General features: G+C 64.2%; 25 protein-coding genes and 1 pseudogene. 15 read left to right on the forward strand and 11 right to left on the reverse strand.

What is annotated here, in order from left to right:
* Positions 1–110: 110 nt before the first annotated feature.
* From QQ658_RS00700 to QQ658_RS00730, 7 genes are all read left to right on the forward strand, one after another.
* Positions 111–1,595 carry a DNA-3-methyladenine glycosylase 2 family protein gene (locus QQ658_RS00700; RefSeq protein WP_286025773.1) on the forward strand — a complete coding sequence of 495 codons (1,485 nt, stop codon included), beginning with the start codon at positions 111–113 and terminating at the stop codon, positions 1,593–1,595.
* Positions 1,592–2,158: a methylated-DNA--[protein]-cysteine S-methyltransferase gene (locus tag QQ658_RS00705; protein WP_286025774.1), complete on the forward strand. Its 567-nt coding sequence runs from the start codon at positions 1,592–1,594 to the stop codon at positions 2,156–2,158. Before QQ658_RS00700 ends, QQ658_RS00705 begins: the two co-directional genes overlap by 4 nt.
* 27 nt (positions 2,159–2,185) lie before the next feature.
* On the forward strand, positions 2,186–2,428 hold the full coding sequence (locus QQ658_RS00710) for a type II toxin-antitoxin system Phd/YefM family antitoxin (RefSeq protein WP_286025775.1): 243 nt from the start codon (positions 2,186–2,188) through the stop codon (positions 2,426–2,428).
* Positions 2,425–2,796, forward strand: a complete 372-nt coding sequence (locus QQ658_RS00715; protein WP_286025776.1) for a type II toxin-antitoxin system VapC family toxin — start codon at positions 2,425–2,427, stop codon at positions 2,794–2,796. The genes QQ658_RS00710 and QQ658_RS00715 overlap by 4 nt, the downstream gene beginning before the upstream one ends.
* A 97-nt stretch (positions 2,797–2,893) precedes the next feature.
* Positions 2,894–3,640 carry a CPBP family intramembrane glutamic endopeptidase gene (locus tag QQ658_RS00720; RefSeq protein ID WP_286025777.1) on the forward strand — a complete coding sequence of 249 codons (747 nt, stop codon included), beginning with the start codon at positions 2,894–2,896 and terminating at the stop codon, positions 3,638–3,640.
* A gap of 13 nt (positions 3,641–3,653) precedes the next feature.
* On the forward strand, positions 3,654–4,031 hold the full coding sequence (locus QQ658_RS00725; protein WP_286025778.1) for a hypothetical protein: 378 nt from the start codon (positions 3,654–3,656) through the stop codon (positions 4,029–4,031).
* A gap of 2 nt (positions 4,032–4,033) precedes the next feature.
* The gene (locus tag QQ658_RS00730) at positions 4,034–4,228 is read left to right on the forward strand and encodes a helix-turn-helix transcriptional regulator (RefSeq protein ID WP_286025779.1); all 195 of its coding nucleotides are present in this window, start codon (positions 4,034–4,036) and stop codon (positions 4,226–4,228) included.
* A gap of 120 nt (positions 4,229–4,348) precedes the next feature.
* Here QQ658_RS00730 and QQ658_RS00735 read toward each other — a convergent pair whose 3' ends face one another.
* Positions 4,349–4,702 (reverse strand): VOC family protein, encoded by a 354-nt coding sequence (locus QQ658_RS00735; RefSeq protein ID WP_286025780.1) that lies wholly within the window; start codon positions 4,700–4,702, stop codon positions 4,349–4,351.
* Between the two features lie 188 nt (positions 4,703–4,890).
* On the opposite strand from QQ658_RS00735, the pseudogene QQ658_RS15305 reads away from it, so the two are divergent.
* A pseudogene (locus tag QQ658_RS15305) lies at positions 4,891–5,163 on the forward strand (response regulator); the annotation flags it as partial.
* Between the two features lie 192 nt (positions 5,164–5,355).
* On the opposite strand, the gene hemQ reads toward QQ658_RS15305, so the two are convergent.
* The 3 genes from hemQ to QQ658_RS00755 form a co-directional block, all read right to left on the reverse strand.
* Entirely contained in the window at positions 5,356–6,066 is a 711-nt protein-coding gene (hemQ, locus tag QQ658_RS00745) for a hydrogen peroxide-dependent heme synthase (protein ID WP_286025782.1), read from the reverse strand.
* A gap of 206 nt (positions 6,067–6,272) precedes the next feature.
* The gene (locus tag QQ658_RS00750) at positions 6,273–7,058 is read right to left on the reverse strand and encodes a DUF2382 domain-containing protein (protein ID WP_286025783.1); all 786 of its coding nucleotides are present in this window, start codon (positions 7,056–7,058) and stop codon (positions 6,273–6,275) included.
* A 232-nt stretch (positions 7,059–7,290) separates the two neighbouring features.
* Complete coding sequence (locus QQ658_RS00755) at positions 7,291–10,008, reverse strand: ATP-dependent DNA ligase (RefSeq protein WP_286025784.1); 2,718 nt, start codon at positions 10,006–10,008, stop codon at positions 7,291–7,293.
* Positions 10,009–10,084: 76 nt separating this feature from the next.
* Between QQ658_RS00755 and ku the strand changes: the two genes are divergently transcribed.
* From ku to QQ658_RS00780, 5 genes are all read left to right on the forward strand, one after another.
* Positions 10,085–11,032: a non-homologous end joining protein Ku gene (ku, locus tag QQ658_RS00760; protein ID WP_286025785.1), complete on the forward strand. Its 948-nt coding sequence runs from the start codon at positions 10,085–10,087 to the stop codon at positions 11,030–11,032.
* A 200-nt stretch (positions 11,033–11,232) separates the two neighbouring features.
* The gene (locus QQ658_RS00765; protein WP_286025786.1) at positions 11,233–11,529 is read left to right on the forward strand and encodes a DUF4235 domain-containing protein; all 297 of its coding nucleotides are present in this window, start codon (positions 11,233–11,235) and stop codon (positions 11,527–11,529) included.
* Positions 11,530–11,629: 100 nt separating this feature from the next.
* A complete protein-coding gene (locus tag QQ658_RS00770; protein ID WP_286025787.1) occupies positions 11,630–12,649 on the forward strand; it encodes an ABC transporter substrate-binding protein in 1,020 nt (339 codons plus the stop codon).
* Positions 12,646–13,452, forward strand: coding sequence for an ABC transporter ATP-binding protein (locus QQ658_RS00775; RefSeq protein WP_286025788.1), 807 nt, complete (start codon positions 12,646–12,648; stop codon positions 13,450–13,452). Before QQ658_RS00770 ends, QQ658_RS00775 begins: the two co-directional genes overlap by 4 nt.
* A gap of 3 nt (positions 13,453–13,455) precedes the next feature.
* Entirely contained in the window at positions 13,456–15,087 is a 1,632-nt protein-coding gene (locus QQ658_RS00780; RefSeq protein WP_286025789.1) for an ABC transporter permease, read from the forward strand.
* A gap of 16 nt (positions 15,088–15,103) precedes the next feature.
* On the opposite strand, the gene QQ658_RS00785 is transcribed toward QQ658_RS00780, so the two are convergent.
* The gene (locus tag QQ658_RS00785) at positions 15,104–16,159 is read right to left on the reverse strand and encodes a glycosyltransferase family 4 protein (RefSeq protein WP_286025790.1); all 1,056 of its coding nucleotides are present in this window, start codon (positions 16,157–16,159) and stop codon (positions 15,104–15,106) included.
* A gap of 392 nt (positions 16,160–16,551) precedes the next feature.
* Here QQ658_RS00785 and QQ658_RS00790 point away from each other — a divergent pair, with 392 nt between their 5' ends.
* Positions 16,552–17,511: a DNA topoisomerase IB gene (locus QQ658_RS00790; RefSeq protein WP_286025791.1), complete on the forward strand. Its 960-nt coding sequence runs from the start codon at positions 16,552–16,554 to the stop codon at positions 17,509–17,511.
* A gap of 131 nt (positions 17,512–17,642) precedes the next feature.
* On the opposite strand, the gene QQ658_RS00795 is transcribed toward QQ658_RS00790, so the two are convergent.
* The 3 genes from QQ658_RS00795 to QQ658_RS00805 form a co-directional block, all read right to left on the reverse strand.
* Positions 17,643–19,127, reverse strand: coding sequence for a plasmid pRiA4b ORF-3 family protein (locus QQ658_RS00795; RefSeq protein ID WP_286025792.1), 1,485 nt, complete (start codon positions 19,125–19,127; stop codon positions 17,643–17,645).
* A 189-nt stretch (positions 19,128–19,316) separates the two neighbouring features.
* Positions 19,317–19,766, reverse strand: a complete 450-nt coding sequence (locus QQ658_RS00800; RefSeq protein WP_286025793.1) for a YbhB/YbcL family Raf kinase inhibitor-like protein — start codon at positions 19,764–19,766, stop codon at positions 19,317–19,319.
* Positions 19,767–19,810: 44 nt separating this feature from the next.
* Positions 19,811–20,416 carry a response regulator transcription factor gene (locus tag QQ658_RS00805; RefSeq protein ID WP_286025794.1) on the reverse strand — a complete coding sequence of 202 codons (606 nt, stop codon included), beginning with the start codon at positions 20,414–20,416 and terminating at the stop codon, positions 19,811–19,813.
* A 122-nt stretch (positions 20,417–20,538) separates the two neighbouring features.
* Here QQ658_RS00805 and QQ658_RS00810 point away from each other — a divergent pair, with 122 nt between their 5' ends.
* Positions 20,539–21,114 (forward strand): protein-L-isoaspartate O-methyltransferase family protein, encoded by a 576-nt coding sequence (locus QQ658_RS00810; RefSeq protein ID WP_286025795.1) that lies wholly within the window; start codon positions 20,539–20,541, stop codon positions 21,112–21,114.
* A 44-nt stretch (positions 21,115–21,158) separates the two neighbouring features.
* On the opposite strand, the gene QQ658_RS00815 is transcribed toward QQ658_RS00810, so the two are convergent.
* From QQ658_RS00815 to QQ658_RS00825, 3 genes are all read right to left on the reverse strand, one after another.
* A complete protein-coding gene (locus QQ658_RS00815) occupies positions 21,159–22,433 on the reverse strand; it encodes a sensor histidine kinase (RefSeq protein WP_286025796.1) in 1,275 nt (424 codons plus the stop codon).
* Positions 22,434–22,455: 22 nt separating this feature from the next.
* Positions 22,456–23,268, reverse strand: a complete 813-nt coding sequence (locus tag QQ658_RS00820; protein ID WP_286025797.1) for an ABC transporter permease — start codon at positions 23,266–23,268, stop codon at positions 22,456–22,458.
* A 201-nt stretch (positions 23,269–23,469) separates the two neighbouring features.
* Positions 23,470–24,441 carry an ABC transporter ATP-binding protein gene (locus QQ658_RS00825; protein ID WP_286025798.1) on the reverse strand — a complete coding sequence of 324 codons (972 nt, stop codon included), beginning with the start codon at positions 24,439–24,441 and terminating at the stop codon, positions 23,470–23,472.
* Between the last annotated feature and the right edge of the window lie 174 nt (positions 24,442–24,615).

Raw genomic sequence — 24,615 nt, forward strand, 5'->3', positions numbered from 1 at the left:
CTCGGTGCCGGGATTTCGCCCGGCCACGCTTATCGATGCTAGTTGCGATCTGAAAAAGCCATGTCCGTTTTCCGCTCGTCTGCACGCACGGCCCGTGTCATGCTGGCTTCATGGCAATCGCATCGGCACGCTTCGATGAGCGCTATCGCGCCGTCGAGGCGCGCGATGTCCGCTTCGACGGGCAGTTCGTGATGGCCGTGCGCACCACCGGTATCTACTGTCGCCCGTCCTGCCCGGCGCGGACGCCGAAGCGGTCGAACGTGACCTTCTATCCGACCAGCGCGGCGGCGCACGAGGCAGGTTTCCGAGCATGCAAACGATGCCTGCCCGAGGCAGCCCCGGGATCTCCGCAGTGGAATCTCCGGCAGGACACGGTGGGCCGCGCCATGCGACTCATCGCGGACGGGGTGGTGGAGCGTGAGTGCGTGCCAGGGCTCGCAGCTCGTCTCGGCTATTCGTCGCGGCAGCTCAGCCGCCTGCTCGTCGCTGAAGTCGGAGCGGGACCGTTGGCTCTCGCCCGGGCGCAGCGTGCCCACACCGCCCGCATGCTGTTGATCGGTACCGATCTGGCGGTCGCCGAGGTCGCCTTCTCGTCCGGTTTCGGGAGCGTGCGGCAATGCAATGACACCGTTCGCGAGGTGTTCGGCATGTCGCCGACCGAGCTTCGTTCGCGTCGCCGAGGTGTGGCTCCGGTTCCCGGAGCGATTGATCTGGTGCTGCCGGTCCGGGAACCCTTCGATGCCGCGGGACTTTTCGGGTGGATGGCGGCCCGCGCGTTGCCCGGCATAGAGGTTGCATCACAGACCGGTTATGCCCGCACGCTGCAGCTGCCGGGTGGGGTGACCTGGTTCGAGCTTCGCGAAGACGTGCCTGGACGAATCCGGTTGCGTGCGAGGGTCACCGAACTCTCCGATCTCGGGCCTTTGGTGAGCCGGGTCAGGCGGTTGTTCGATCTGGACGCGGACCCGCAAGCGATTGATTCGGCGCTTGCCCGAGAGCCCGAGCTGGCGCTACTGGTCGCGGCCACGCCCGGCATCAGGGTCCCGGGAGCGGCAGATCCGCACGAGATGCTGATCCGCGCCATGATCGGACAGCAGGTGTCGGTGGCGTCCGCCCGAACCGCGCTCGGACGGCTGGTGCAGGCCTTGGGAGCCACCACCGATCTGAGCCGCGACGAAACAGCGGAGCCCCGGCAGCTGTTCCCGACGATGGATGCGATCGCAGAGCACGGGCGCGAGGTGCTCCGAGGGCCTGTCGCGCGCGTTGACGCGATCGTCCAAACTGCCGCCGCGCTCGCGGACGGCTCCCTGGTGCTCACCGCCGCGGACGATGGAGCCGAGCAACGGTCAGCTCTGCTTGCCAGGAAAGGAATTGGGCCGTGGACAGCCGACTACGTGCGGATGCGGGTGCTCGGCGACCCTGACGTGTTGCTCCCCGGCGACGGCGCCGCCCGCAGTGGCGCAGCGCGAGCAGGTATCCCGTCGACCGCCCGAGGGTTGGAAATCTGGGCGGCGCAGCTGTCGCCCTGGCGAAGTTATCTGACCGCCCACCTATGGCGGGCGGCTGGGCAAACACGAACTGAGGAGGGGCGATGACTGACAGATTGACCAGAGGAGAACACCGGACAGTGGGAACAGTGGGGATCGCGCGGACCGTCGACACCCCGGACGGCCCATTCACGCTCATCGTGGACGCACAAGGCCGGATGCTGGCATCCGGTTGGAGTGCGGACGAACGCGCCGTGTGGGAGCGCATTCATCCGGCGCTTCGCCCGGCTGAGCTCGTCCGGGGCGACACCGAACCCGCGGCCGAGGCGGCACAGGCGGTCGCCGCCTATTACGCGGGCGATGTCGATACGGTCGCGTCCATCCCGGTCAGGCAACGGGGCACAGAATTGCAAGAACGCGGGTGGGCAGCGCTCCGCGAAATCACGCCGGGATCGCCGCTCGACTACACGGCCTTCGCCGCCCTGCTCGGACGACCGGCAGCCGTTCGCGCGGCGGCGTCCATCTGCGCCCGCAACGCGGCGGCACTTTTCGTGCCCTGCCATCGCGTGCTGAGATCGGACGGCACCTTGGGTGGTTTTGCCTGGGGACTCGACGTCAAACGTTCTCTGCTTGAGCGCGAATGTTCACATCGAGATGAGGCCGTTGACTAGGTTGACTAACTAACGCACTATTGGTGTATGAGCGTTCATCAAGTCAACGTCTACGAGGCGAAGGCGCAACTTTCAAAATTGATCGAGAGCGCGCTTAAAGGCGAGGAAGTGATCATCGCGCGGGCCGGAAAGCCGGCGGTGCGTCTGGTGAAGTGGACGCCCCGGCCTGACCGGATTCCCGGCATGTGGAAGGGGCGCGTCCGCGTTGCCGATGATTTCGATAGCTTCGACGAGCAAGACGACCGGGATTGGTACGGGGAACAAGCGTGAGACTGCTCCTTGATACGCATGTGCTGCTGTGGTGGCTCGCGGACGACCCGAAGCTCAGCGGGCAGCATCGTGAACTCATCTCGGACGGTGAGAACGACGTTCTGGTCTCGAGCATCTCGATCGCCGAGGTTTCGGTGAAGGCATCCCTGGGCAAGCTTGATGCCCCGCAGATGATCTCCGATGCCGTCACTGATAGTGGGTTCGAGCACCTGCCGTTCAGCGAGGTTCATGCCGAACTGCTGCGAAGGTTGCCCTGGCATCATCGCGACCCATTTGATCGGATGCTGATAGCCCAGGCGATAGCAGACGGTCTGGCCCTGCTTTCGGTCGACAGGCGGATCGGTCAATACGACCTGGAAGTGCTGTGAGTAGCTAACGATCGCATGAGGGCTGAGGGATTTCTTCGCCGCCGAAAGAATGTAAACTAACCTTGACATGCATGTAAAGAGGCCTTTACGTTGAAGCATGTCCACTTTAGATGATCAGTTCCTGACCCCGACAACTGAGAACCGTCCGAGCCTGGCGACGCTCGGGGGTGCGCTGGTGTTGCGCCTGCTGCTGATTCTCGCCTTGGGGATCATCACACCGATTGCGTTACGTTTGTCGTCTCCGGGCACCACCGACTCCGAAGCCGGCTACTACGGCAATGCCACCGTGATCGTGGTCGACGTGATAACGATCCTTGTGGTGGGGATGCTTCTGAGACGAGAAGGCCTGCGGATTCGCGACATCCTGAACTTCCGAGCGTCCGATATCGGTTGGGGATTGCTGCTGACTCCGATCGTCTTCATCGGGTTCTTCATGTTCACTTACATCGGCAATCTGATCGCCTACCAGGGGCCACCCCCGGCCGCCACGGACGTTCCCCATGTTCCGCTGGTCGTGGGCGTCCTCGCCATCGTCGCGGCCGTGACCATCGGCATCGCCGAGGAGTTGATCTACCGCGGCTATCTGCAGCCACGATTCGAAGCGCGGTTGGGACGCTGGCCCGGCATGCTGGTGGTGGCGCTCTTCTTCGGCCTGCAGCACATCGGCTTCGCCCTCGTTTCTCCGGCGGCGATCGTCGCGAAGGTGGTCGCCACGGCGCTGGCCGGTGTCATGTTCGGTCTGCTCTACTGGTGGCGCAAACGGCTCATGCCGCTGGTGATCGCCCACGTCCTACTCGATATCGTCGGTCTCGGCATCCCCACGCTGACGCTTGCCCTCGCCTGAACGGAGACCCGACATGTTGCCGTCCACCAGGCAATACACGATCCGCTTCATCGTCGCCATGGGGCTGTATCTGGTCACGTTGCCATTGACCCTGTGGCTCAGCTCCCTGGCCGGCGATTCATGGTGGCGGTTTGCGGCGTATCTGCTGGTGTTGCCGTCGCTGATCCTGATTGCTCGCGCGGTGTGGCGGTATGTGGCCGAGGCTGATGAACTGCAGTCCCGCAAGATCGTGGAGTCCTTGGCGATCGCTTTCGCCGGTGGTTCGATCCTGACGTTCACCTGGGGAATGCTGGAGCATGTTGGGGCACCCACCCTGCCGATCATCTGGGCGATGCCGGTATACATGGGATGCTGGCTGGTCGCCAGCCTCATCGTGAATCGACGGTATTGAGCATGCACAATCGGGTCGCTCTTCTGCGGGACGAACGGCGGATGACCCAGGCCGATCTCGCGCGAGCTCTCGAGGTCAGCAGGCAAACCGTGATCTCGATAGAAAAGGGACGCTACGACCCGAGCCTGCCGCTCGCCTTCAAGATCGCCAAGGTGTTCGACCTTGCCATTGAGGAAATCTTCGTTCCGGACGAATGACCTGAGTCCACCGATGAACGCAGCGGACGGGAATCGGCCGGCTCAGGGTGATGGACCCCCACATGCCGTTGTCGGACGGGTTGCACGCAGCGCGGCCAACACATATAGGCTCGTCCCGGTTCAGATGTGGGTGCCCACGTTGATCACGCGTCCGGACGAGTCGCGGTAGAAGAACCGTCGGACGCCCCACTGCTCGTCCGAGAGCGGGTGGACGATCTCGACGCCCGCTGCGAGCGCTGCAGCGTGAGTGGCCTCGACATCATCGACGCTCTCGACGAAAACGGAGATATCTGGATTGACCGGGGCGGAAGCGTCCGTGGTCATCAGGCCGATCTGCCGGCCTGCCTCGTCCGCGATGAAGGCAATCCATCCCATGTCCATCACGACGTGCATCCCGAGTATGCGGGTGTGCTCGTCGATTGCGCGTGGCACATCGTCGACGGTCAGGATCGGAGCGATACGTTCGACCTTCATGTGAGCTAGTCAAGCACCGCCAGGGCAACGAATCCAGAGGTGTGCTCCGGAACGACCCCATCCGACTCATCGGGGATGAATCCGGCCAAGTCTGCTGCAGCGCTATCGTTCGCTTGGCTCGGACGCTGGTCACTGTGCGAGCCGGGTTGCCGGCCGTCGGCCCACGGAGAAAACGTGGTCGAGAGCAGCTGCACGCCCGCGCCGATCAGCAGGGCGAACCGTTCACGGCCGAGGCAGTCCGCGACGGCCTGCGTCTGGAGGCGATCGCGTCCGATATTGCCGCTGACGGTGATACCGCACTCGAGCTGCTCTCGGTGAATTCGTATGACATCGCGGTGCTCGATCGCGACGTACCCGGCCCGAACGGCGATGAGGTCGCCCGGCAGATCGTGGCGTCCGATACCGGACTGCCGATCATCACCACGGTGGTTGGTTCTCGGCTCGGCGACCGGACTCCTGGGATCATCACCCGCTTTTGTGTCGCGGGGACGCTGATCGCGCTGCTCGGCTGCGTCCTCTTTTTCTTGTCACCAATTCGCTATGGCGGCCCGGATGCTGCGCCACCGAATATGGGCGAGCCGCCATCCCAAGGACGAGAACGCTGAGCCGACGCCCCGAGCCGGACGACATCTCTGCGACCCCGCGGCGTCGTGCTACTGCAAGACCTCGACGATCTCGGCGGGGGAAATGTGGCGTCCGGTGAAGAACGGAACTTCGACCTTCGTGTAATGACGTGCTTCGGTGTAGCGCAGGTCGCGCAGCAGGTCGACCAGCTCAACCGGATCGTCCGCCTCCATCGGCAGCAACCACTCATAGTCGCCCAACGCGAATGCGGCTACCGTATTCGCGGTGACACCTTTGAACGCGGCACCTCTGCGTCCATGATCGGCGAGCATCCGGCCACGGTCGGCCGGATCCAGCAGGTACCACTCAGGCGTGCGGACGAACGGGTACACCGTGAGCCAGGCCTTCGGCGCCACGCCACGCACGAACCCCGGCACGTGGGCCTGGTTGAACTCGGCATCACGGTGCACCCCCAGCGCGCTCCATACCCGGACCAGCGGTGCGAGCAGCGAAGTGCGTCGAAGCTCGCGTACGGCCTGCTGAAGGTTTTCGGGAACCGGACCGTGTAGCCACACCATCAAATCGGCACCCGCGCGCAGCCCGCTCACGTCATACCAGCCGCGCACCGTGACATCCCTGCCGACGAGGGTGTCGACGCATTCTTCGAGCTCGTGGACTCCATCAGAAGCGGCGTCCATGGTCATCTCGTTGCCATGCGAGGAGTTCTTCAAACCGAAGACTGCAAACAGCGTAAAGGTGTCGTTTTCGGCTGCGTCCACGGTGGTCGGGGTTTCACTCATGCATCTATCGTCCAAGGCAATCCCTAGTTTCGCAACCCGGACGAGATGCCGATCGACCATCACGCGAAAAATAGGATTCCCGGGACCATCCGGCCCCGGGAATCATCGGATCGACTATTGACGACCCGCCAAAGAATTACCGCTGAGTGTCGCTTCCTGGATCCAGAAACCGCCGCTCGACGCGCTCATTCTTCGTCATGCCCTTATCAGCGCCGCCGAGCGTCGTCCTGATCGACGTCGATCTCCTCCTTGCGCAGGTCCGCGCTGACGGTCTCGCTGTCCTGCACGGTGCGCTTGCCGACGTTCACCTTCTCGGTGGCGACGGTCTCCTTGTCGACGACGGGTCGCTCCTCCTTGAGGGTGACGACTTCGTCCTCATTCGCGGTCTCACCGATCGGTCCGGCGGCTCGCGCCTCGGCCGAGTTCGGATCGATCGCCTCGCGGTCGACAACGAGCTCCTCTCGCTGAACCGGGACCTCGATATTCTCCTTCTCGGTCCGGACGCGCTTGCGCAGGCGTGCCCGCCCCGCCTCCTGCTGCTGCGTGTTCACCCGCAGGCGCTCCTCGTGGGCGACCAGTGTCTCCTCATCGCCGACGCGTGCGCGATCGCCTTCGGCCCGACCACGCACAGTGTTCGTTCCGCGACCTGCGGCCGGGGTGCCGTGCTCGCCGGAGGTCATGCCGTCCGCGTAATAGCGGAACAACTCGCTCTCCTCCTTGGGTGTGAGCTCCCCATCGGCCTCGATACTGGGCGCGCCCTTGATGAAGTCCTTCGAGAATGGCACGGTGAGATCGCCATTGTTCTGACGCGCGGCGTCAACCGGGAGGAAGGTCTCCCGAGTTCCGAAGAGTCCCAGATTGACGGTCACGAACTTCGGCCGGCCCGTCTGGTTGTCGACATAGATCTGCCCGACGGTGCCGATCCTCTTGTTCTCGTTGTCGTACACGGTGGCGTTCTCGAGCGCCCGGAAATCATTCTGGTCGTCGACCATATGGTGTCTCCCGTCCTAGCTCATTGCTGCCCGTGGGTCGGGCGGCGTACCTCCCGATGTCTTCGGGTGTCATCACCCTAACGCGGTCGCCTTACAATGTAAACAAACCCCTGATCGTGGTGCTCGTTCCGCCGACGGATGCAGCGATCTGGAGCGGGACGTGGGCTATCGCGCCGTCTACAGCGCCTGCTGAGCCGCGAGCAGTCCGCGTCTCCGCGCTCGTCATCCGCGCTCACCGGGTTTTCTCCCAGCGGACATCGTCCGGGATGACATCGTCACGCCAACCGCGCCACACCGGTGATCTCAGTTTGCCTTCATGGGTGACCTCGGCGTAGGCGACCTCGCCCACCAGGCTCGGCCTCACCCAACGAGCGTCATGCCGATCTGCGGCCGGCACGTCGCCCAACGGAGGAGTCTTCCGCTCGATAGGTTGCAGCTTCTGCTCAAGATCATGTATCTGATTAGGGGAGATGCCAGAGCCGACGCGTCCGGCATAGTGCAGCGTCCCATCGTCGTCGGGCACGGCAAGCAGGAGCGAGCGGAGCCGGTCTTCGGCGTCCACCCGCCAGCCGACGATGACCGCTGACTGGTCGCGACGATGCTTGATCTTGATCCACTGCCGCGACCTGCGTCCGGGTACGTAGACCGAGTCCTGCCGTTTGGCCATCACGCCTTCCAACCGCTCGGCCTTTGCATGCTCCAAGGCCTTGGGCAACGAGCCATCGAACTGCGACGGCACCCGGATTCGCTCGGTCGGTTCAACCGCGGCTTCAAGCAGTTCGCGACGTTGGCGGTAGCCGGTGCGCATCAGCCGCCGCTCCGATCCTTCGACGGTCAGCGAAAGAACGTCAAAGAGCATCAGAGTCACGGGATTCTCGCGGGCCAAGCGGGCTGCACGCCGTCCGTCCAAGTGCATGCGGGGCTGCAGCAACTCGAAGTCCGGACGACCGTCCTGGTCCAGAGCGACGATCTCGCCGTCCAGAATCGCAGCGTCGGCGTTCAACGCTGATGCCAACTCGGCGAGCTCGGGATAGCGCTCGGTGACGTCGTTGCCATTGCGCGAAACCAAGCGGACGCGGTTGCCCGCGACCAGGCAGATCGCGCGTACGCCGTCCCACTTCATCTCCAGCGCCCAGTCTTGGCCGTCGTCCAAGTCGTCCGGCGAACCAAGAGTGGCAAGCATTGGGGCCGGGGCCTCATCGGGGAGTTCGAGCTCGGGCTCTTTACCCAAATCCGATACGACTTTTGCGTCGTCGGGTTCGCTCTTCTTGCTTTTGTCGTCACCCTCGCGCAAGCCGTCGCCATGCGCGGAGTCCGGCGGTGAATCATCCGCTTTGTGTCCAGAGCCACGCTGACCCATGTGCCGATCAGACCCGTCTTCTCCCTTGCCGACCCTCGATTGGGCGGCAGCTGGCTGATCCTTCTTGAATATCAGCAACCACTGCGCCTTCTCGCCCCCGCCGCTGGTGCGCACCAGCACGTAGCGACGGGGGAGACCACCGAGCCCACCTGTTTTGCGTCCATGCAGGACCACGATGATCTCATCGGAACGCCATTTCTCGACCTCGATGGTGCCGGCGTCCCAGATCGTGACCGTGCCGCCGCCGTACTGGCCTTTCGGAATCACGCCCTCGAAACTGCCGTAGTCAAGCGGGTGATCCTCGACCTGCACGGCGAGCCGGTGCTCGTCGCTCGACAATGGAGGGCCCTTCGGCACCGCCCACGACGCAAGGACGCCATCGTGTTCGAGCCGGAAATCCCAGTGCAGCCGGCGGGCATGGTGCTCCTGAATGACGAAGGTCAACGCCTCGTCGCCTGCGTCGTCGGTCGGGACGTTGCCGGAGGAGGAGTCGGCGGAATCCTCTTGCTTAGAGGTGCTGGATGTACCTTGCTTGTGGGTTTCCCTGGCTTTGCTCTTGCCGCCCGTGCTCTTGCCCGAGGCCTCCGGCACCGGTTCGGGCGTCAGATTGGCATCGCGCTTCTCGCGATAGCGGGTCAACTTGTCGGTCGTCCCCGAATCCGCGGAGCGCGACTTCTTGGGCGCCTCGGGTGCCTGATCAAAGGGCCAGCCCTGGTCGGCAATCGGGTCGAGGCCATCGGCGACCCGTTTCAGCACCTCGCGATAGTCCAACTGGGCGAGCTTCGGGTCATCGAGTTCGTCCCAGGTTCTGGGGCAGGCAACGGTCGGACGCATGCGTCCGCGCAGTGAATACGGACAGACCGTCGTCTTCGCCGCATTGTTCTGCGACCAGTCGACCAGCACCTTGCCCGCGCGCTCGGCCCGCTTCTGGATTGCGATGACCTGCTTGGGCGCTTCCTTTTCCAGTGACTCGGCGAGCTGCTTGGCCACCGCGGCGACCTGATCGCTGGTCGTCCGGCCGTCGAGCGGGGCATACAAATGAATGCCCTTCGAACCCGATGTCACCGGCACCGCGTCCAGCTTCATATCGGTCAGAATGTCGCGGATCATATGTGCTACGGCGACGCACTCCTTCAGCCCGGCGCCCTCGCCGGGGTCGAGATCCAGGACCAATCTATCCGGATTACGGGGTGCTCCATCGGAGCCGAACCGCCATTGCGGCACGTGGACCTCGAGTGCGGCCAGCTGGGCGAACCAGGCGAGCACCGCGGCGTTATTGGCCAGCGGATACACATTCGTCCGCTCTTTGTGGACGATCTTTCCGGTCGGAACCCAGCCGGGCGTACCATCTTCCAAGTCTTTGCGGAAGAAGACCTCGCCCGGATCGTCTGCGGTGCCGACGCCGTTCACCCACCGTTTACGGGTCGCCGGACGCCAGGCCGCCTGCGGCACCAGCACCGGCGCGATCTGCAGGTAGTAGTCGAGCACGTCACCCTTGGTGGTGCCGGTTTCTGGGTACATCACCTTGTCAAGGTTGGATACCGCGAGCTTCAAGCCTCCGACTTCGATCGTTTGTCGCTTGGTGGCCATGGGTCCTCCCGCCTCGGGTGCAGATCGCGCGCTTCGTTCAAGATTAAGCCTGGGCACACTGTGGTTCACTTGTTATATGAGGGCTATTTGGACGGGGACGATCAGTTTCGGGCTCGTGAACGTGCCTGTGAAGGCGTATTCGGCGACCGAGGACCACGACGTGCCGTTGCATCAGGTGCATGCCAAAGACGGTGGACGCATTCGTTACCAGCGCAAGTGCGAGATCTGCGGGCAGGTCGTGCCCTACGAAGAGATCGACAAGGCCTATGACGATGGCGAGAACACGGTCATCCTGACCGACAAAGACCTCAAGTCGCTGCCGGCCGAGGCATCGCGGGAGATTGAGGTCGTCGAGTTCGTGCCGACCGAGCAGGTCGAGCCGATGATGTTCGAGCGTTCGTACTATCTTGAGCCCGATTCGAAGTCGGCCAAGGCCTACATCCTGCTTCGTACTACATTGCAGAACACCGATCGGACGGCGATCGTGAAGTTCGCGATGCGGCAGAAGACCAGGCTCGGCGCCCTGCGTGTGCGGGACGCGGCGCTGGTGCTTCAGTCGCTGTTGTGGGCGGACGAGGTCCGCGAGCCGGATTTCCCGTCCATCCATCAGGAGGCGAAGATCTCCAGTGCAGAACTCAAAATGGCCAAGTCGCTGGTGGACGAATTCTCGTCCGATTTCACACCCGAGGACTATGAGGACGACTACCAGCGTGAGCTGCGGATTCTGATCGACGAGAAGATCAAGAAGGGTGACACGGTCAGCACCGAGGAGACCTTCGGCGAGACCGAGCAGCAGGGCGAGGGCGAAGAAGAGGGCGGCGAGGTCATCGACCTGATGGCCGCGCTCAAGCGTTCGGTCGAGAAGCGCCGCGGCGAGAATGGTGCTTCAAAGAAGAACACCGAGAAGAGCGCATCCGCGAGCGGAGACGATTCGAGCGAGACAGGCAAGAAGAGCGCATCGGCCAAGAAGAGCCCGTCCGGCGGACGCAAGAAGGAGGCGTCCAAGAAGGAGAAGACTGCCTGACGGACCAGGCCGCACTGGCCCCGAGGTGATCGCGATCGTCCAATCGAGCCATCGCAGCGGAGGGCGCGGCTTTCACCCACAGGGGTGGAGCCACGGCTGGCCGGCCATCCCTAGAGTTTTGTGGCAGGTGAGGGATCTGTCGTTGCACGCCTAAAGAACCCGCGAATCCCTCGGAGCTCGGAGCAGGTTAGGAGACCGGAATGGCAAAGAAGCAGACGGGCAGCAAGCCGGCGAAGATCCTTTACCGGCCGCTTGGCCTGATCGGAAGCGTGGTCAGCGGCGCTGTTGCCGGTGTCATCTTCAAGAAGCTGTGGAAGAGGGCATCGCCGTCGAGCAGCCAGGACACTCCGGATCCCCTGGAGTCCGAGTTCGGTCTGCGAGAAGTACTGATCGCGGCCGCTCTGCAGGGTGCGATCTATGCCACGGTCCAGGCGCTTGTGAACCGTGGCGGGGCGAGGCTCTTCCAGCGGCTCACCGGGGAGTGGCCGGGCAACTGAGATCAGGCCTGGGCTTTCCGGTTTGGGCGTACTTGAGGCGATAAGCTCATTCACCAGGTCAGCAGGTAGTTCGGCGGCCGCCCTCTTCCAGGAAGATGCGATGACTCCAACCAAAATGACGCGCCGCACTTTCGGTGGGCTTAGCACCTTGGCCATGGCCAGTTTCCTGGCGGCCTGTGATCGCCAACCGGCAGCATCGGGCGGGTCGTCCAATGTCACGTACCAGCTGTCCTGGACGCATTCCGTGCAGTTCGGCGGCACCTATGTCGCACAAGACCAGGGGCTGTTCGAAGGGCTGAACGTCAAGCTTGCCGCTGGTGGCCCGAACGTGGCCGGTGACGCCAACACGGTCAGCGGCGCCGCGCTGCTCAACATCTCGTCGAGCGATGGCGTCGCCCGCTCCAACGCCGAGGGGGCCGACTTGGTCATCATCGGGGCGCAATACCAAAAGAGCCCGGCAACCATTCTCTCGTTGGCCGAAGCGCCGCTGGAACACCCTCAGGACTTGATCGGCAAGCAGATCGGAGTTGCCGGCACGGACACGCCGGGATTGACGGCGTTCTTGGCGACCAATGGTCTCGAGCAGGATCAAGTGCAGTTCGTGCCGAGTCAGTACGATCCGGCTATTCTCACCGCCGGGCAGGTCGACGGTATCTTCTGTTTCTATAACGATCTGCCGGTCGCGCTGGCCGTCCAAGGCATTGCTGGCTATTCGATGTTGCTCGCCGACTTCGGCTATAACCCGATGAGCCAGACGTATACCGTGCGGCGCTCAAGCCTGGCCGACGACGTTGAGAGAGATCAGATTCTTCGGCTCATCCGTGGGGACGCACGGGGATGGCAGCAGTACCGCGAAGATCCCGGGGCCGCCGCGGAGCTGACCATCAGGATGAATCCGGACGCCGGGCTCGATCTGGAGACCCAGCAAGAGCAGGCCGACGTCCAACTCGACATCATGTTCTCCGAGCTCACCGACCAGCACGGATTCGGCTGGTTCACCGATGAGCAGATCGAGGAGAATCTGAAGCTGTTCGAGCTGCTCGGTATCGAGGGCAGCGATGAGCAACTGTGGGATCGATCGATCCTCGACGAGGTATACCGGGACGGCCCGACAGCGTGAGCCTCGCCATTGACCATCCGACCACAGCGCCACCTGTCATCTGCACCTCGCTCGCCAAACACTTTCCCGGTGCCGATGGGCCGCTGCCGGTGCTCGAACCACTCGACCTGACTCTCGAAGCTGGTTCGGTGACCGCGTTGGTCGGCCCATCGGGTTGCGGAAAATCGACGCTGTTGCGGATCATCGCCGGACTCGAGCAACCCGATACGGGCGGATCGGTGAGTATCGGTGGCGATGAGCCGCTTGCGGTGCGGCGGCGTGGCGAATTGGCGATCGCCTTCCAGGACGCGTCCTTGCTGCCGTGGCGGACGGCTGCCTCCAACGTCGCGCTCGCTCAGCGACTGGCCCGGCAGCCGGTCGACCACGAGCGGATCGCCGGCCTGCTGGAGACGGTCGGGCTCAAGGGATTCGAGAATGCCCGTCCGGCTCAACTATCCGGCGGCATGCGGCAGCGGGCCGCGATAGCGCGCTGCCTGATCACCCGGCCAAGGCTGCTACTGCTCGACGAGCCGTTCGGTGCCGTGGACGAACTCACCCGCAAACGGCTGAACATCGAGCTACCGCCGTTGTGGTCGGGAACCGCCACGACCACCATCTTGGTCACACACTCGATATCGGAAGCCGTGCTGCTCGCCGACAGGGTGCTCGTGATGTCGGCGCGACCCGGAACGGTGATCGCCGATCTGCCGGTCGACCTCGAGCGTCCCCGTCAGATGAGGCAGCTGCACGACGCGCGATTCACTCAGCTGGTAGACCAGATCGGTGCGCTCCTCGGTGTGGACGAACTCACCGCGGGAGGCTAGCAGATGACGGTGACCCCCGCGCCTGCTACGCGTCCGATTGAAGACGTGCACCGTCAGGCGGACTCCCGGCTGGGTTCGCTGGCTCGAACAACAGCGAGTTGGCTCTTAGTGCTCGCCTTGTGGGAACTGGTCGGCCGTACTCTCCTCCAAGGCCGTCACCTCATCGGAGTGCCGTCGGGCATCGTCCTCAAGCTCGTCGACAACGCCGAGACCTATTTGCGCGGGCTGTGGTTCACCACCTCGGAAGCGTTCATGGGCTACGTGATCGGCAATCTCGCTGCCGTGGTGCTGGCCTTGGTGGTCGTCCTGTTGCCCGGACTGGAACGGTTGGTGCTGCGGCTCGCGCTGATCGTCTATTGCCTGCCGTTGGTCGCTCTGGGCCCTTTGCTGCGGCTGCTGTTCGGATTCGGCGATGGGCCGCAGGTCACCTTGGCAGCCCTCGCCGTCTACTATTTGTCGCTTGTCCCGCTGCTGGTCGGGCTTCGCGCGCTGCCCCGCTCATGGCTTGAACTGACCGCCTCGTACGGACGAGGACGCTGGATGACCCTGATCACTGTTCGCGCCCGGGCAGCCGTGCCCTACCTAATGGCGGGGCTGCAGGCGTCGGTGCCGGCCGCCTTCTTGGGTGCGTTGGTGGGGGAGTTCACCGGTGCCGAGCGAGGGCTGGGGGTCCTGTCAATTCTCGCACTGCGCAGTCTGGACACGGATGGCTTGTGGGCGCTGATGTTGCTCAGCACAGTCGTCTCACTGATCGGCTACCAGATAGTTGCTTGGCTTGCTCAGCGCCTGACCGGCGAGCAGCCGGCGGTGCTGCTCTCACCGGGGGCGTTCGATGCGCAGTCTCCGCGGTGGCACCGCTGGCTGCGCGGCTGTGCCGGCGTGCTGCTGACCGGTGCCGTCGTGCTCGCAGCCTGGGCAGGGTTGTTCGAGCTGCTGGGACTCGATCCTTACTTCGCGAAACGTCCATGGGACGTCTGGGAATGGCTGATCACCTCGCCTGCCGCGGCAGACCACCGACGGGAGATCATCGCCGCGAGCGGCCAGACCGCGGCCGTCGCTATACCCGGATACTTCGCCGGGCTACTGGCCGGCGTGGTGATGGCAGCCGTCTTCTCGTTGTCGATCCGAATCCGGCAAGCCTTGACACCGGTCGCGGTGGCTTTGCGATGCGTGCCGATCATCGCGATCGCGCCGTTGCTGGTGGCAGCCCTCGGCCGCGGCCCGGTGGGCACCGCCGTGGTGGTCGCAATCATGACCTTCTTCCCCACGCTGGTCTCCTGCCTTTATGGGCTTGGTCGGTTGCCCGGCCAGGTGGCCGATGTTTTCGCTACCTACGCCACGCCCGCACCGCGAATGCTGCTGCTGGGACGACTGCCCGCCATGATGCCGTCCTTCTTCGCCTCCGCTCGGATCGCTGCTCCCACCTCGCTGCTGGCTGCGACCGTCGCGGAATGGTTGGCCACGGGCACTGGCCTGGGCAACATGATGGCGGTGGATGCGGCGACCAGCCGCTACGCCTCGCTGTGGGCAACCGTCGTAGTCGTCACCGTGATCGCGCTGGTGGCCTACGCGTTGATCGAGCTGGTCGAGCAACGGGTGCTCGCCGTGGTCGCCCCCGAACAGACGCGGTGGTGAGCTTCGGGAGGGCGGCTTAGTCTTCGAGCGCAGCCAGCACCCGGCGGGCGGTTTCGTCCCAACCGGTTTGCGCGTTCCGGGATCTGGCGGCTTCGGCCCGCCAGCGTTCCCGCAGTGCGGGCCGGGTCAGCCAGCACCGCAGTGCCAGAGCCAACGCGTCGGCGTCGCCCGACGTAAACGTGGCGCCGGCCCGCTGCGCCTCTTCGGCGCCGGTGCCGGACGAGATGATGGAGGGGATGCCTCGGGAGAGCGCCTCGGCAACCACCATGCCGTAGGTCTCAGCCCTCGAAGTGTGGACGAGTAGGTCGGTGCGCTGCCAGATCGCGTCCAGCGCGTTCCCACGTCGTTCGCCCGTCAACTCGACCCGGTCGTCGAGATGAGCCCGAGCTATACAGGCGCGCAACTGCGCGCTGAGGTCGTTGCCGACGGAGCCCGGACCGACCAGCTGTGCCGTCCAGTCGAGACCGCGCACCCGGATGAGTGCTTCGATAAACGTCAGCGGATCCTTGGTCTGGCTGATTCTGCCTAACCAGAGCAGCATCGGCGGTTCGCCGAGCCGAGCCGACCCTGCGGCGAGCGGCGCCGGTGTCACGCCGGGAGTCGCGATCACGGCATCGCCCCGTGCATAACGCTCGAAAACCTCCCGGGCCGCCCACGCGCTGGTCACGACGATCGCGCTCGCCGCTTGCACAGCCTTTGCCTCGCTTACAGCGAGCCCTGCCCGGTCGTCAATGGGCAGGGCGGGGTCGTCGGCCGGGAAGTAGTGCAGCAGCAGAGTGATGTGCTTGCCCGCTGTGGCTGCCGACCTCAGTGCTTCAGGGGCGGCGGAGCCCAGGATATTACCGATCAACCAATGCTCTTCCGCGTCCAGCAGCGCGTCGAAGCGTCGCCTGTCCTGCTGAGTGGGGAGCGGCCATGATCCGATCACCGGATACTCACGCAGATCGACTCCGAGCTTCTGCAATCCCGAGGCCAGCTCGCCGTCATACTTGTTTCCTCCGCTGGCCGCGTCTGCGCGCCAGCGCGCAAAGCCGACTCGCGGCCTGCCGGGTCGTCCTCGCGCGATGGTCATGAGTAAAGCGTAGGGAGTTACGCGGTCGTGTACGGCTCCTGATGCTGTTGAGTCCGGGCAGCCGACCGTTCTTGTGTTTGGTGCGCATCCTCGCGGCGGGAACATCCTCGGCCAATCTCGGGTGCAGACGCACGATTGAAGGAGGTCTGGCAAGGGAAAAGCTTCTGCCTGGTGATCGTCGTTACGGTCGGCGTGCCATTTTTACCCGCAAGGGTGAAGCCGGCGTGGGCCGGCCGTTCTAGAGTCGTGTGGCATTCGAGAGACCTGATGCTGAACACTTTCCCCAAGTGCCTTCGAGGGTGAGGCAGCTGAGGAGGCCGAGATGATGCAGAAGTGGGCGAGCAATTGAATCCGAAGTACGCCTTCCGCCGGCCCCCGAGGGGGAGCTGCGTATGAGCGTCCGCCACGTTGAGCCTCGCGTTGGTGGATACTGGCGACGCCGTACGGGTAGGGGCTTTACCTATTGGAGCGCCGACGGCGTCCGGCTCAGCGATCCGGCCGAACTCGCACGAATCAAGGAACTGGTGATTCCGCCCGGTTGGCACGATGTCTGGGTCTCGGGAGAGGCCGACGCGCATATTCAAGCGGTTGGATCGGACAATGCCGGCCGGACGCAATACATCTACCATCCGGCCTGGCGCGAGCAGCAAGACGAGGAGAAGTACGCGCGGTCGTTGGCGTTCGCCGGAGTGCTGCCGAAAGTTCGTGGACGAGTCACCCGCGACCTGAACAGTTCTGACGAGCGGACGCAGGCCCTGGCGGCTGCGATCCGAATGATCGACTCGATGGCCTTGCGGGTGGGCGGCGAACAGTATGCCGAGGAAAACGGCTCATTCGGGGCGAGCACGCTGCGGCGACGCCATGTAATGGTGCTGGACGCCACCGTCCGCTTGACCTTCCGCGGCAAGTCCGGGGGCGATTGGGATGTGCATGCCAGGGACGCGCAGCTTGCCCACTTCTTCGAGACTCGTCCCAAGACGCCGCCCGGTGGTCCCGCTCTTTGCTGGTCGCAGCGGCGGGGACGCCGGCGCAGCTGGCACGGCATCTCGGCGTCCGATATCAACGCCTATCTTGGAGAGATCGCGGGCGGACACTTCACGGCGAAGGACTTCCGCACCTGGCAGGGCACGGTTGTGATGGCCGGCCAGCTGGCTCGTGCCGCCGAGGCCGGTGAGACCGCGCCCGGTGCAGTAACCAGCTCGGTGCGGGCGACAGCGGAGTATCTGCACAACACGCCTGCGGTGGCCCGCGACTCGTACATCAATCCGCTGGTCACCGAGCTCTTCGAGAAGGGCGTCGTGGTGCAAGGCAAGGTCACCGACAAGAAGGTCCTGAAGCTACTGGCCGGTTGAGGAGGTTGGACGCGCCGATGAAGCGCTGCTCGGGCAACTTGTCAGTTGCCTGATCAAGCGGTGCGCTGGGCAGCCGTTGCGGCTATCGTGCGGGTGAGTTCCAGACGTCGTCGACGTGGCGGCCAACATGGTTACTCTTCGGCACGGAGCAACTCCTGGGCGATCGCCTGCTTGTGGCTTTTCGGTGCCAGCCGCGCACCGAGGGCATACAGCACATCGCGGGTCGGCCGGCTCCACTCCATGACATCAACGGCCGTCAGTCCGCTGTGAACCACCCAGCCGAGCCACTCCATCAGTTCCGCTGCCCGATTATCGGAGGGATGCAATTCGTCACCGGCAGCCATGAACAGCAGGGCAAGCACCCCTGCGTCCTTCTCATACGGCTTGCCGAGAGGCAGCCGAGATGAGATGAAGCGCAGCAGCTCCATTGGATGATCGGCGGTTTTGCGTCCGTTGGCGGTGACGGTGAGTCGTCCACGGCTCTTGCGTATCAAGCCCAGCTCCGTCGCGGATTCCCGCAGTTCCAGGACCGGAAGGGTCTGATCCTCTCGATTGCCTTTCCCGATCCATTGACTGTCGAGCTTGAGCTCCGTGTAGAGCTGTTGGACGATCCGCGGCGGCAGATAGCCCGCCTGAGTGAGGGCCAGACCCTCGCCGACGAGCTGGATCAGCAATTGGTAACCTCGCACGGCCTCGGTGATATCGGCCGGTGTCATGCGGGCACCTTCGTCACCCATGCCGTCCATGACAGCGGCGATAATGCCTGTGAGGTCTAACGGTGGTGGGGCAGCGGTCTTGTTCAACAGGTCGGTCACCATCGGATGAAGTTTGCTCAGATCGCCGAACATGGACGATGGGCCGTCCGCGAGTACATCGTTGGTCTCATCTGCTGAGAAGGCGTCCGGATCAAAGTTGGGCGGAAGCCAGTCCAGTTTCTGCTGAACCTCCTCGGGGTCGTAGCCTTCGATACGTCCGGCAAACCAATCAAGAACTTCCATGTAGCCCCATACGCCACCGACGTCCTCGGGTGGGCAGGCTCGCTTGCCGGTCAGACAGAATGCGTCGGGATAGTCGTCGTCCCACGGCTCGACCTTCTCGAGTTTGATGGTGTGCCACCAGCTGTCGCCGAAGTCGTATTCGTAGAAGAGGCGCTGGCCGGGTTTTGAGAGTACCTGGTCAAGGCGGACAGCCGTTTCTGCAATTCCCTGCTCGCCTTCTTCGATGTCGTAAAGCCCGAGGAATGGCTGCTTGCGCAGATCACGATTGTCGGGACCCATGACGAAGTGATGCAGATGACAGTCGTACCATCCCATGACGGCCTGGATTACTTCGTGTAGTCGGGGCAAGGTGATGTCGCTGGCGAGCCGCAGCCGCCGCCAGACCGGAGGCCTCACATCGTCGAGGCCGAGCCGGACGACGTATGCCACTCTAGTGGAGCGCTTGCGTAATAGCTTCGGTGCCGGCGACCTGAATTGATCGAAGCTGGAAGCATCTGGGGCCAGCGAGGCCAGGAATGCCAGCATGTCCGTAGGATCGGGCTGTAGGCCGCCTTCCAATGGTCCAGAGCCTGACGGGCCTCTGGCTCCGGGGAACGGAAGCACGTTGTCGTCTGTCATCAAAGCTCCTCGTGGTCAGTGGTCAGAGCTGCTTTAGGATGCCTAGCCGACCTCGGTGCTGCTGAGTACTGAATCGGATCAGTGAACGTCGAACCAAACTCTCTCAGTCGCTGCAATTCGTACTGTTCGCGGGCCTGAGCGATGGATCTGCTCGGCAGAATCAGGGATGTGCCGCAGGCCGAAGATCAACTACCGGGAATAGAGTCCGACGAGTCGACTGGTCACAAGCACCGCGTCCGAATACTGCTCAAGGAAGTCATGTCGGGAAGGTTCCCCCGTGGTGGGCTGGGATAGCGCGTAGATGAAGAAGAAATAGTGGTGGTCTCCATGCCCGGCCGGTGGTTTGGGGCCGACGTATCCGAGGCTGTTCGCATCGTTGGGGCCCGGACGCCCCAAGCTGGCATCAATCGGCCCGTTGGTGGCGGGCAGTCCGTATAGCGTCCAGTGAGTGAAGCCATGTGGGCTCGGCGCATCAGGGTCGTGGACGATGAGCACCAACTCCACCGCGTCGCTCGGCAGACCGCTGACGTGAAGCCGCGGCGCGAGGTTTTTGCCGAACTGAGTGAACTCGTCGGGGATACGTCCTTCGGGATCAAAGTCAGGGCTTGTCAGTTTGAGCTTCAAGAAATCGGGCTCCATTGCAGACCTCCATCGTTCTTGTCACCCACCTTAGAACAGACCTGCTAGATCCAGCCGCGGGAGCGGGCGATCTCGGCTGCTTCGTGGCGGTTGGAGGCACCGAGCTTGGTCATCGCGGAGCTGAGATAGTTACGTACGGTGCCGGGGGAGAGGCTGACTCTGGTTGCGATGTCTTCGATGGGCGCGCCGCCGTCTGCGGCGAGCAACACGTCGGCTTCGCGCGGAGTGAGTGGAGAGTCGCCCGCGGCGATGGCGTCCGCGGCAAGTTGAGGATCGACATACCTGCCGCCTTGGTGCACGGTGCGGATCACCTCTGCGAGCGCTGCTCCGGTGATGGTCTTCGGGACGAAACCCCTGACGCCGTGGGCGAGGGCCTGCTTGAGGTGCCCGGGCAGGCCGTGGCTGGTGACGATGATGGACGCACAGTCGGGCAGCTCGGTCGCGAGTTCGGTCGCCACATTGATGCCGGAGCGTCCGGGCATCTGCAGGTCGAGCACCGCCACATCAGGACGGTGATGCAGCGCGGCCGCCAGCGCCTCATCGCCGGAGGCCGCTTGGCCGACCACCTCGAGGTCGTCCTCGAACCCGAGCAGCGAGACGAGCGCCTCGCGGATCAGATTCTCGTCCTCGGCGATGATGATGCGGATCATGCGGACTCCTCGTCCATGGCCTGCCGCAGGCTGCGCAATGCGGCGCCTTCCACGGTAGCGGTCAGCGTGCTGGAATCCTGCTGCTGCGTCCGGACGGCGGATACTCGGGGTAAGTTCGGGCCATGGGAGACATCAAGGGCGCGGTCACCCGTGCGATGAAGCAGGTCCGGAGGGAGGACTTTCTGCCTGCCGATGCCCGCAGCCAAGCCTCGATAGACGCCCCCATCCCGGTCGGCGACGGGCAGACGAACTCGCAGCCCAGCACGGTGGCCATCATGCTGATGTTGCTTGATCCGCAGCCCGGGCAGCTCGTCCTCGATGTCGGTTCCGGTTCGGGTTGGACGACAGCGCTTCTGGCGACGCTCGTCGGTACCGGTGGCCGGGTGATCGGGGTGGAACGGCAGCCGAACCTGGTCGAGTCGGCGCGTGCCGCCCTCGCGAAGTACGCGAACGACTCGGCCGAGATCCGTCTCGCCCAGCAGGGAATCCTCGGGCTGCCCGGCGACGGTCCGTTCGATCGGATCCTCGTTTCCGCTGGTGCTCGGCGGCTGCCCGACGTGCTGGTTGATCAACTCGCCGACGGCGGCGTCATGGTCATCCCGGTCAACGGCGTCATGCTTCGAGTCGTGCGGACGGGTTCGGACACCACGATCACCGAGCACGGCCTCTTCGTGTTCGTCCCGCTCATCGAGGATTGAGATTTCGGCAGTCAGGTTCTCGTCCGCGGCGATGATGATGCGGATCATGCGGACTCCTCGTCCAGGGCCTGCCGCAGGCTGCGCAATGCGGCGCCTTCCACGGTGGCGGTCAGTGTGAAGGCGTCCGCCTGCTGGTCCCAGGCCAGCGTGCCACCCACCTCGGCGAGCCGTTCGGAAAGACCGGAGAGCCCCGAACCTGCGGCGTTACCGGCCGGATGCGGGTGGTCGTTGATGATAGTCAGCTGAGCCAGCTGCTCGTCCGCCCGGACGAAGACCCGGACGATGCTGGCGTCCGCATGCCGCAAGACATTGGTCGCTGCCTCGCGGACCGTCCAGGCGAAGGCACGCGCCACCGGAGCGGGCAGCGCTGCTGATCCTTCGTGGATGGTGCTCACCTGGATTCCGGCCGCCTCAAGAAGGGCCTTAGCCCCGGAGATCTCGGTAGCCAGGTCGGCCTCACGGTAGCCGCGCACCACTTCGCGGACCTCAGTCAGAGCATCGGTGGCGATGGCCTGCACCTCGCGCATGGTAGTGGCGGCCTCGGGCCGTCCGCGTTCGGCAAGGGCGGCCGCGAGCTCGGACTTGAGCGCGACCGCGGAGAGCGTGCGTCCGAAGACGTCGTGCAGGTCACGGGCGAAACGGACGCGTTCTTCGGCGACGGCGAGCCTGGCCTCGTCGACGCGGGCTTGTTCGAGCGCCCGGGTGGTGGCGATCACGTTGATGAACATCGACGCGAAGCCCACGATGAATACGGACATGAGGGAGGACCAGAAGGTCGTGCCGAAGCGGATCTGCAAGGTCTCGATGTCGGCGGGAGGTATCGTCCAGACCGCGATGAGCGATAGCGCGATGCCGAAGGCGATGGCGATACCGGTGCGGAGTTTGCGAGCTGGGAAGCTGTCGACGCCGGCGACGCGGACGACCAGAGCGGGTGTGGCGAGGATGCCGCCCAAGGTCCCGTCCACTGCGCCAAGAAGGAGCGGACTCGATGGCGCGAAAAGGGCGGCGGTGCCGGTGGCGGCGAGGCTGAGGACGATCCAGGCGACCAGGAACGCCGTCTTGTGTTCGGAGCGGAACCAGCGATCCCAGCCGCTGGGCGGCAGCAACGCGAGATCGCGCAGCCTGGTGTGTAAGACGGTGAGCGCCGTCCACCCGGACGCCGCGACGAGCACGCCCCAACCGATCAGCCAACTTATGGGCCTCGATATGCCGTCCAACCCGACCAGCAGCACCAAGGCCGGCAGAATCGGGAATCCCTGGTGCAGCGAGCTGTACAGGTAGCCTTCGGCGCGCCGGACGCCCTGCTCGGTGGTGCTCATGGTTCCTCCTTGAGGCTTCAGCCTAGGCGCGGGTATCCCAGCGGAAGTTGCGCACGCCCAGCCAGGTCGAGATGAGCGTCCAGGCCAGCAACGGGAGCAGCATTTGAGTCATGGCCAGGCCCAGATCGGCGAAGCCGGTCACCGCCCGGCCGTTGATGCCGGTGCCGGTGTAGGCGAGTGTGATCAGGTCGATCACCGGGGTCATCGGCAGCCAATGGGCGACCGTCTGCAGGAAATTGGGGAGCACTTCCAGTGGGATCGAGAATCCGGAGAACAGCAGCGAGATGAACATCAGCGGCAGGGTGGTCAGCTGCGCGGACTCGACGGTGCGCGTCCAGACGGCGCTGATGATGGCGAGCGCCGTCCACGCGGTCGCGCCGCCGATGATGGCGAGCACCAATGCCAGCGGATGGACGAGTGGCGTGCCCAGCAGGGCGGCGCCGATCGCGCCGATGCCGGATTGCACGACCAACAGGGCCCACAGCGGCACGGCCGGCGCCAGCAGGATTTCGAGCGGAGTGGGTTCACCGGCATAAAGGCGCTTGAGTGTGTGCTGTTCGCGCCGGGCGACCAGTGAGGTGACCAGCGTGAAGTAGATGACGAAGAGCAGTGAGGTGCAGGTCAGCATCATGGTGAGCATGGCGCCGAGGCTGATGCCCTCGAGGGTGATGGTGGAAAAGGCGAACGCCATCACGAAGGGCAGCGCGACCGCGGTGAAGACGGCGGTCCGGTTGCGCAACAAGATGGTGGTTTCGGCGCGGACGAGGGAGCTGAATCGGCGGGCGCGGGTGCTGCGCGTCCGGTCGGTTGTCGGATTCGCGGTGAAGGTGGTCATGATGGTTGCTGCCTTTCGTGGATTTCGGGCCGGGGTTTGCGTGAGTGCTCGGAGCTTTGATGGCTTCCGGCATAGGCTGTGTTCGGCTCCTTTGATTGTCTGGATCGTTTTGTTTGCGGAGTAGCGATAGAAATATGCATCTGTACCGGAATGGTTCTGGTGGCCGGTTCTTCCCGGTACATGTGGACGGTCAGATCGGCCTCATCGTCTGTCGGCGATGGCCAGGAAGACCTGCTCCAGCGAGGCCGAGCGGGCGTCCAGGCCGACGAGTTCGGTGGGGCCGGCCCAGTCGAGTACCAGGCGCAGGCTGTCTTGCAACGTGTGGGTTTCGATGCGGACGATGTCGTCCGCGTTGATGGTTGCGCCGGGCAGTGTGAGATCGGTCAGTGAGAGCGATTCGGGTCGAGCGAAGCTGATGTGTGCGGGTGCGTCGGCGACGATCTCGGCGAGGGTACCGTCGCGGGCGATGAGGCCGCGGTGCATGATGGCGATCCGGTCGGCGAGGCGTTCGGCCTCTTCGAGGTAGTGGGTGGTCAGCAGCACGGAGGTGCCCAGGCCGACGAGCGATTCGATGAGAGTCCAGACGTTGCGGCGCGATTCGGGGTCGAGGCCGGTGGTCGGCTCGTCGAGAATCAGAACGTCGGGCTGGCCCATGATCGCCAGCGCGATGTCGAGTCGCCGGCGTTCGCCTCCGGAGAGCTTGGACGATTCCACATCGGTGCGGTCGGCGAGATCGACGGCGGCGAGGATGTCGTCGATGGGTAGCGGACGCGAGAGCGTGCCGTGCCACATCTTGGCGATCTCGCGGGCGGTGAGAGCCGGAGGAAATCCGGAGTTCTGCAGGACGACACCGGTACGCGGACGAATCACGTTGCGGTCGCGGATCGGATCGTGGCCGAGCACCTCGATGGTGCCTGCGGTGGGTGCGCCCAGGCCCTCGATCAGTTCGACGGTGGAGGTTTTGCCCGCGCCGTTGGTGCCGAGCAGCGCGAACACTTCGCCGTGGCGCACGGTCAGGTCGATCCCTTTGACCGCCTCGAATGGTTCGGGTGCCTTGCGGCCCGGCATCAGTGACGTGCGGGACTGGCTATAGCTGCGGCGCAATCCGCGGACGACGATCGCGTCCTCAGTTGTGGGTTTCCGGGAATCGGGACGATGCTGTGTCGTGGTCATGACTCAAGTCTTTCGGCGGTCTCGCCGAGTGGTCAGTGCCACGGATCACGGGGTTGTGTGGGGTCCTCATAGGGGATAGGTGACAGATGTCACGTCGCGTTTGTGGCGGCAGCTTCAAAATTCAGGACCTTGCAGCATCATGAGTCGCGGCAGACCGGGTGGCTAAGGCGGGTG

The organism is Propionimicrobium sp. PCR01-08-3 (assembly GCF_030286045.1).
GTDB lineage: Bacteria > Actinomycetota > Actinomycetes > Propionibacteriales > Propionibacteriaceae > Brooklawnia.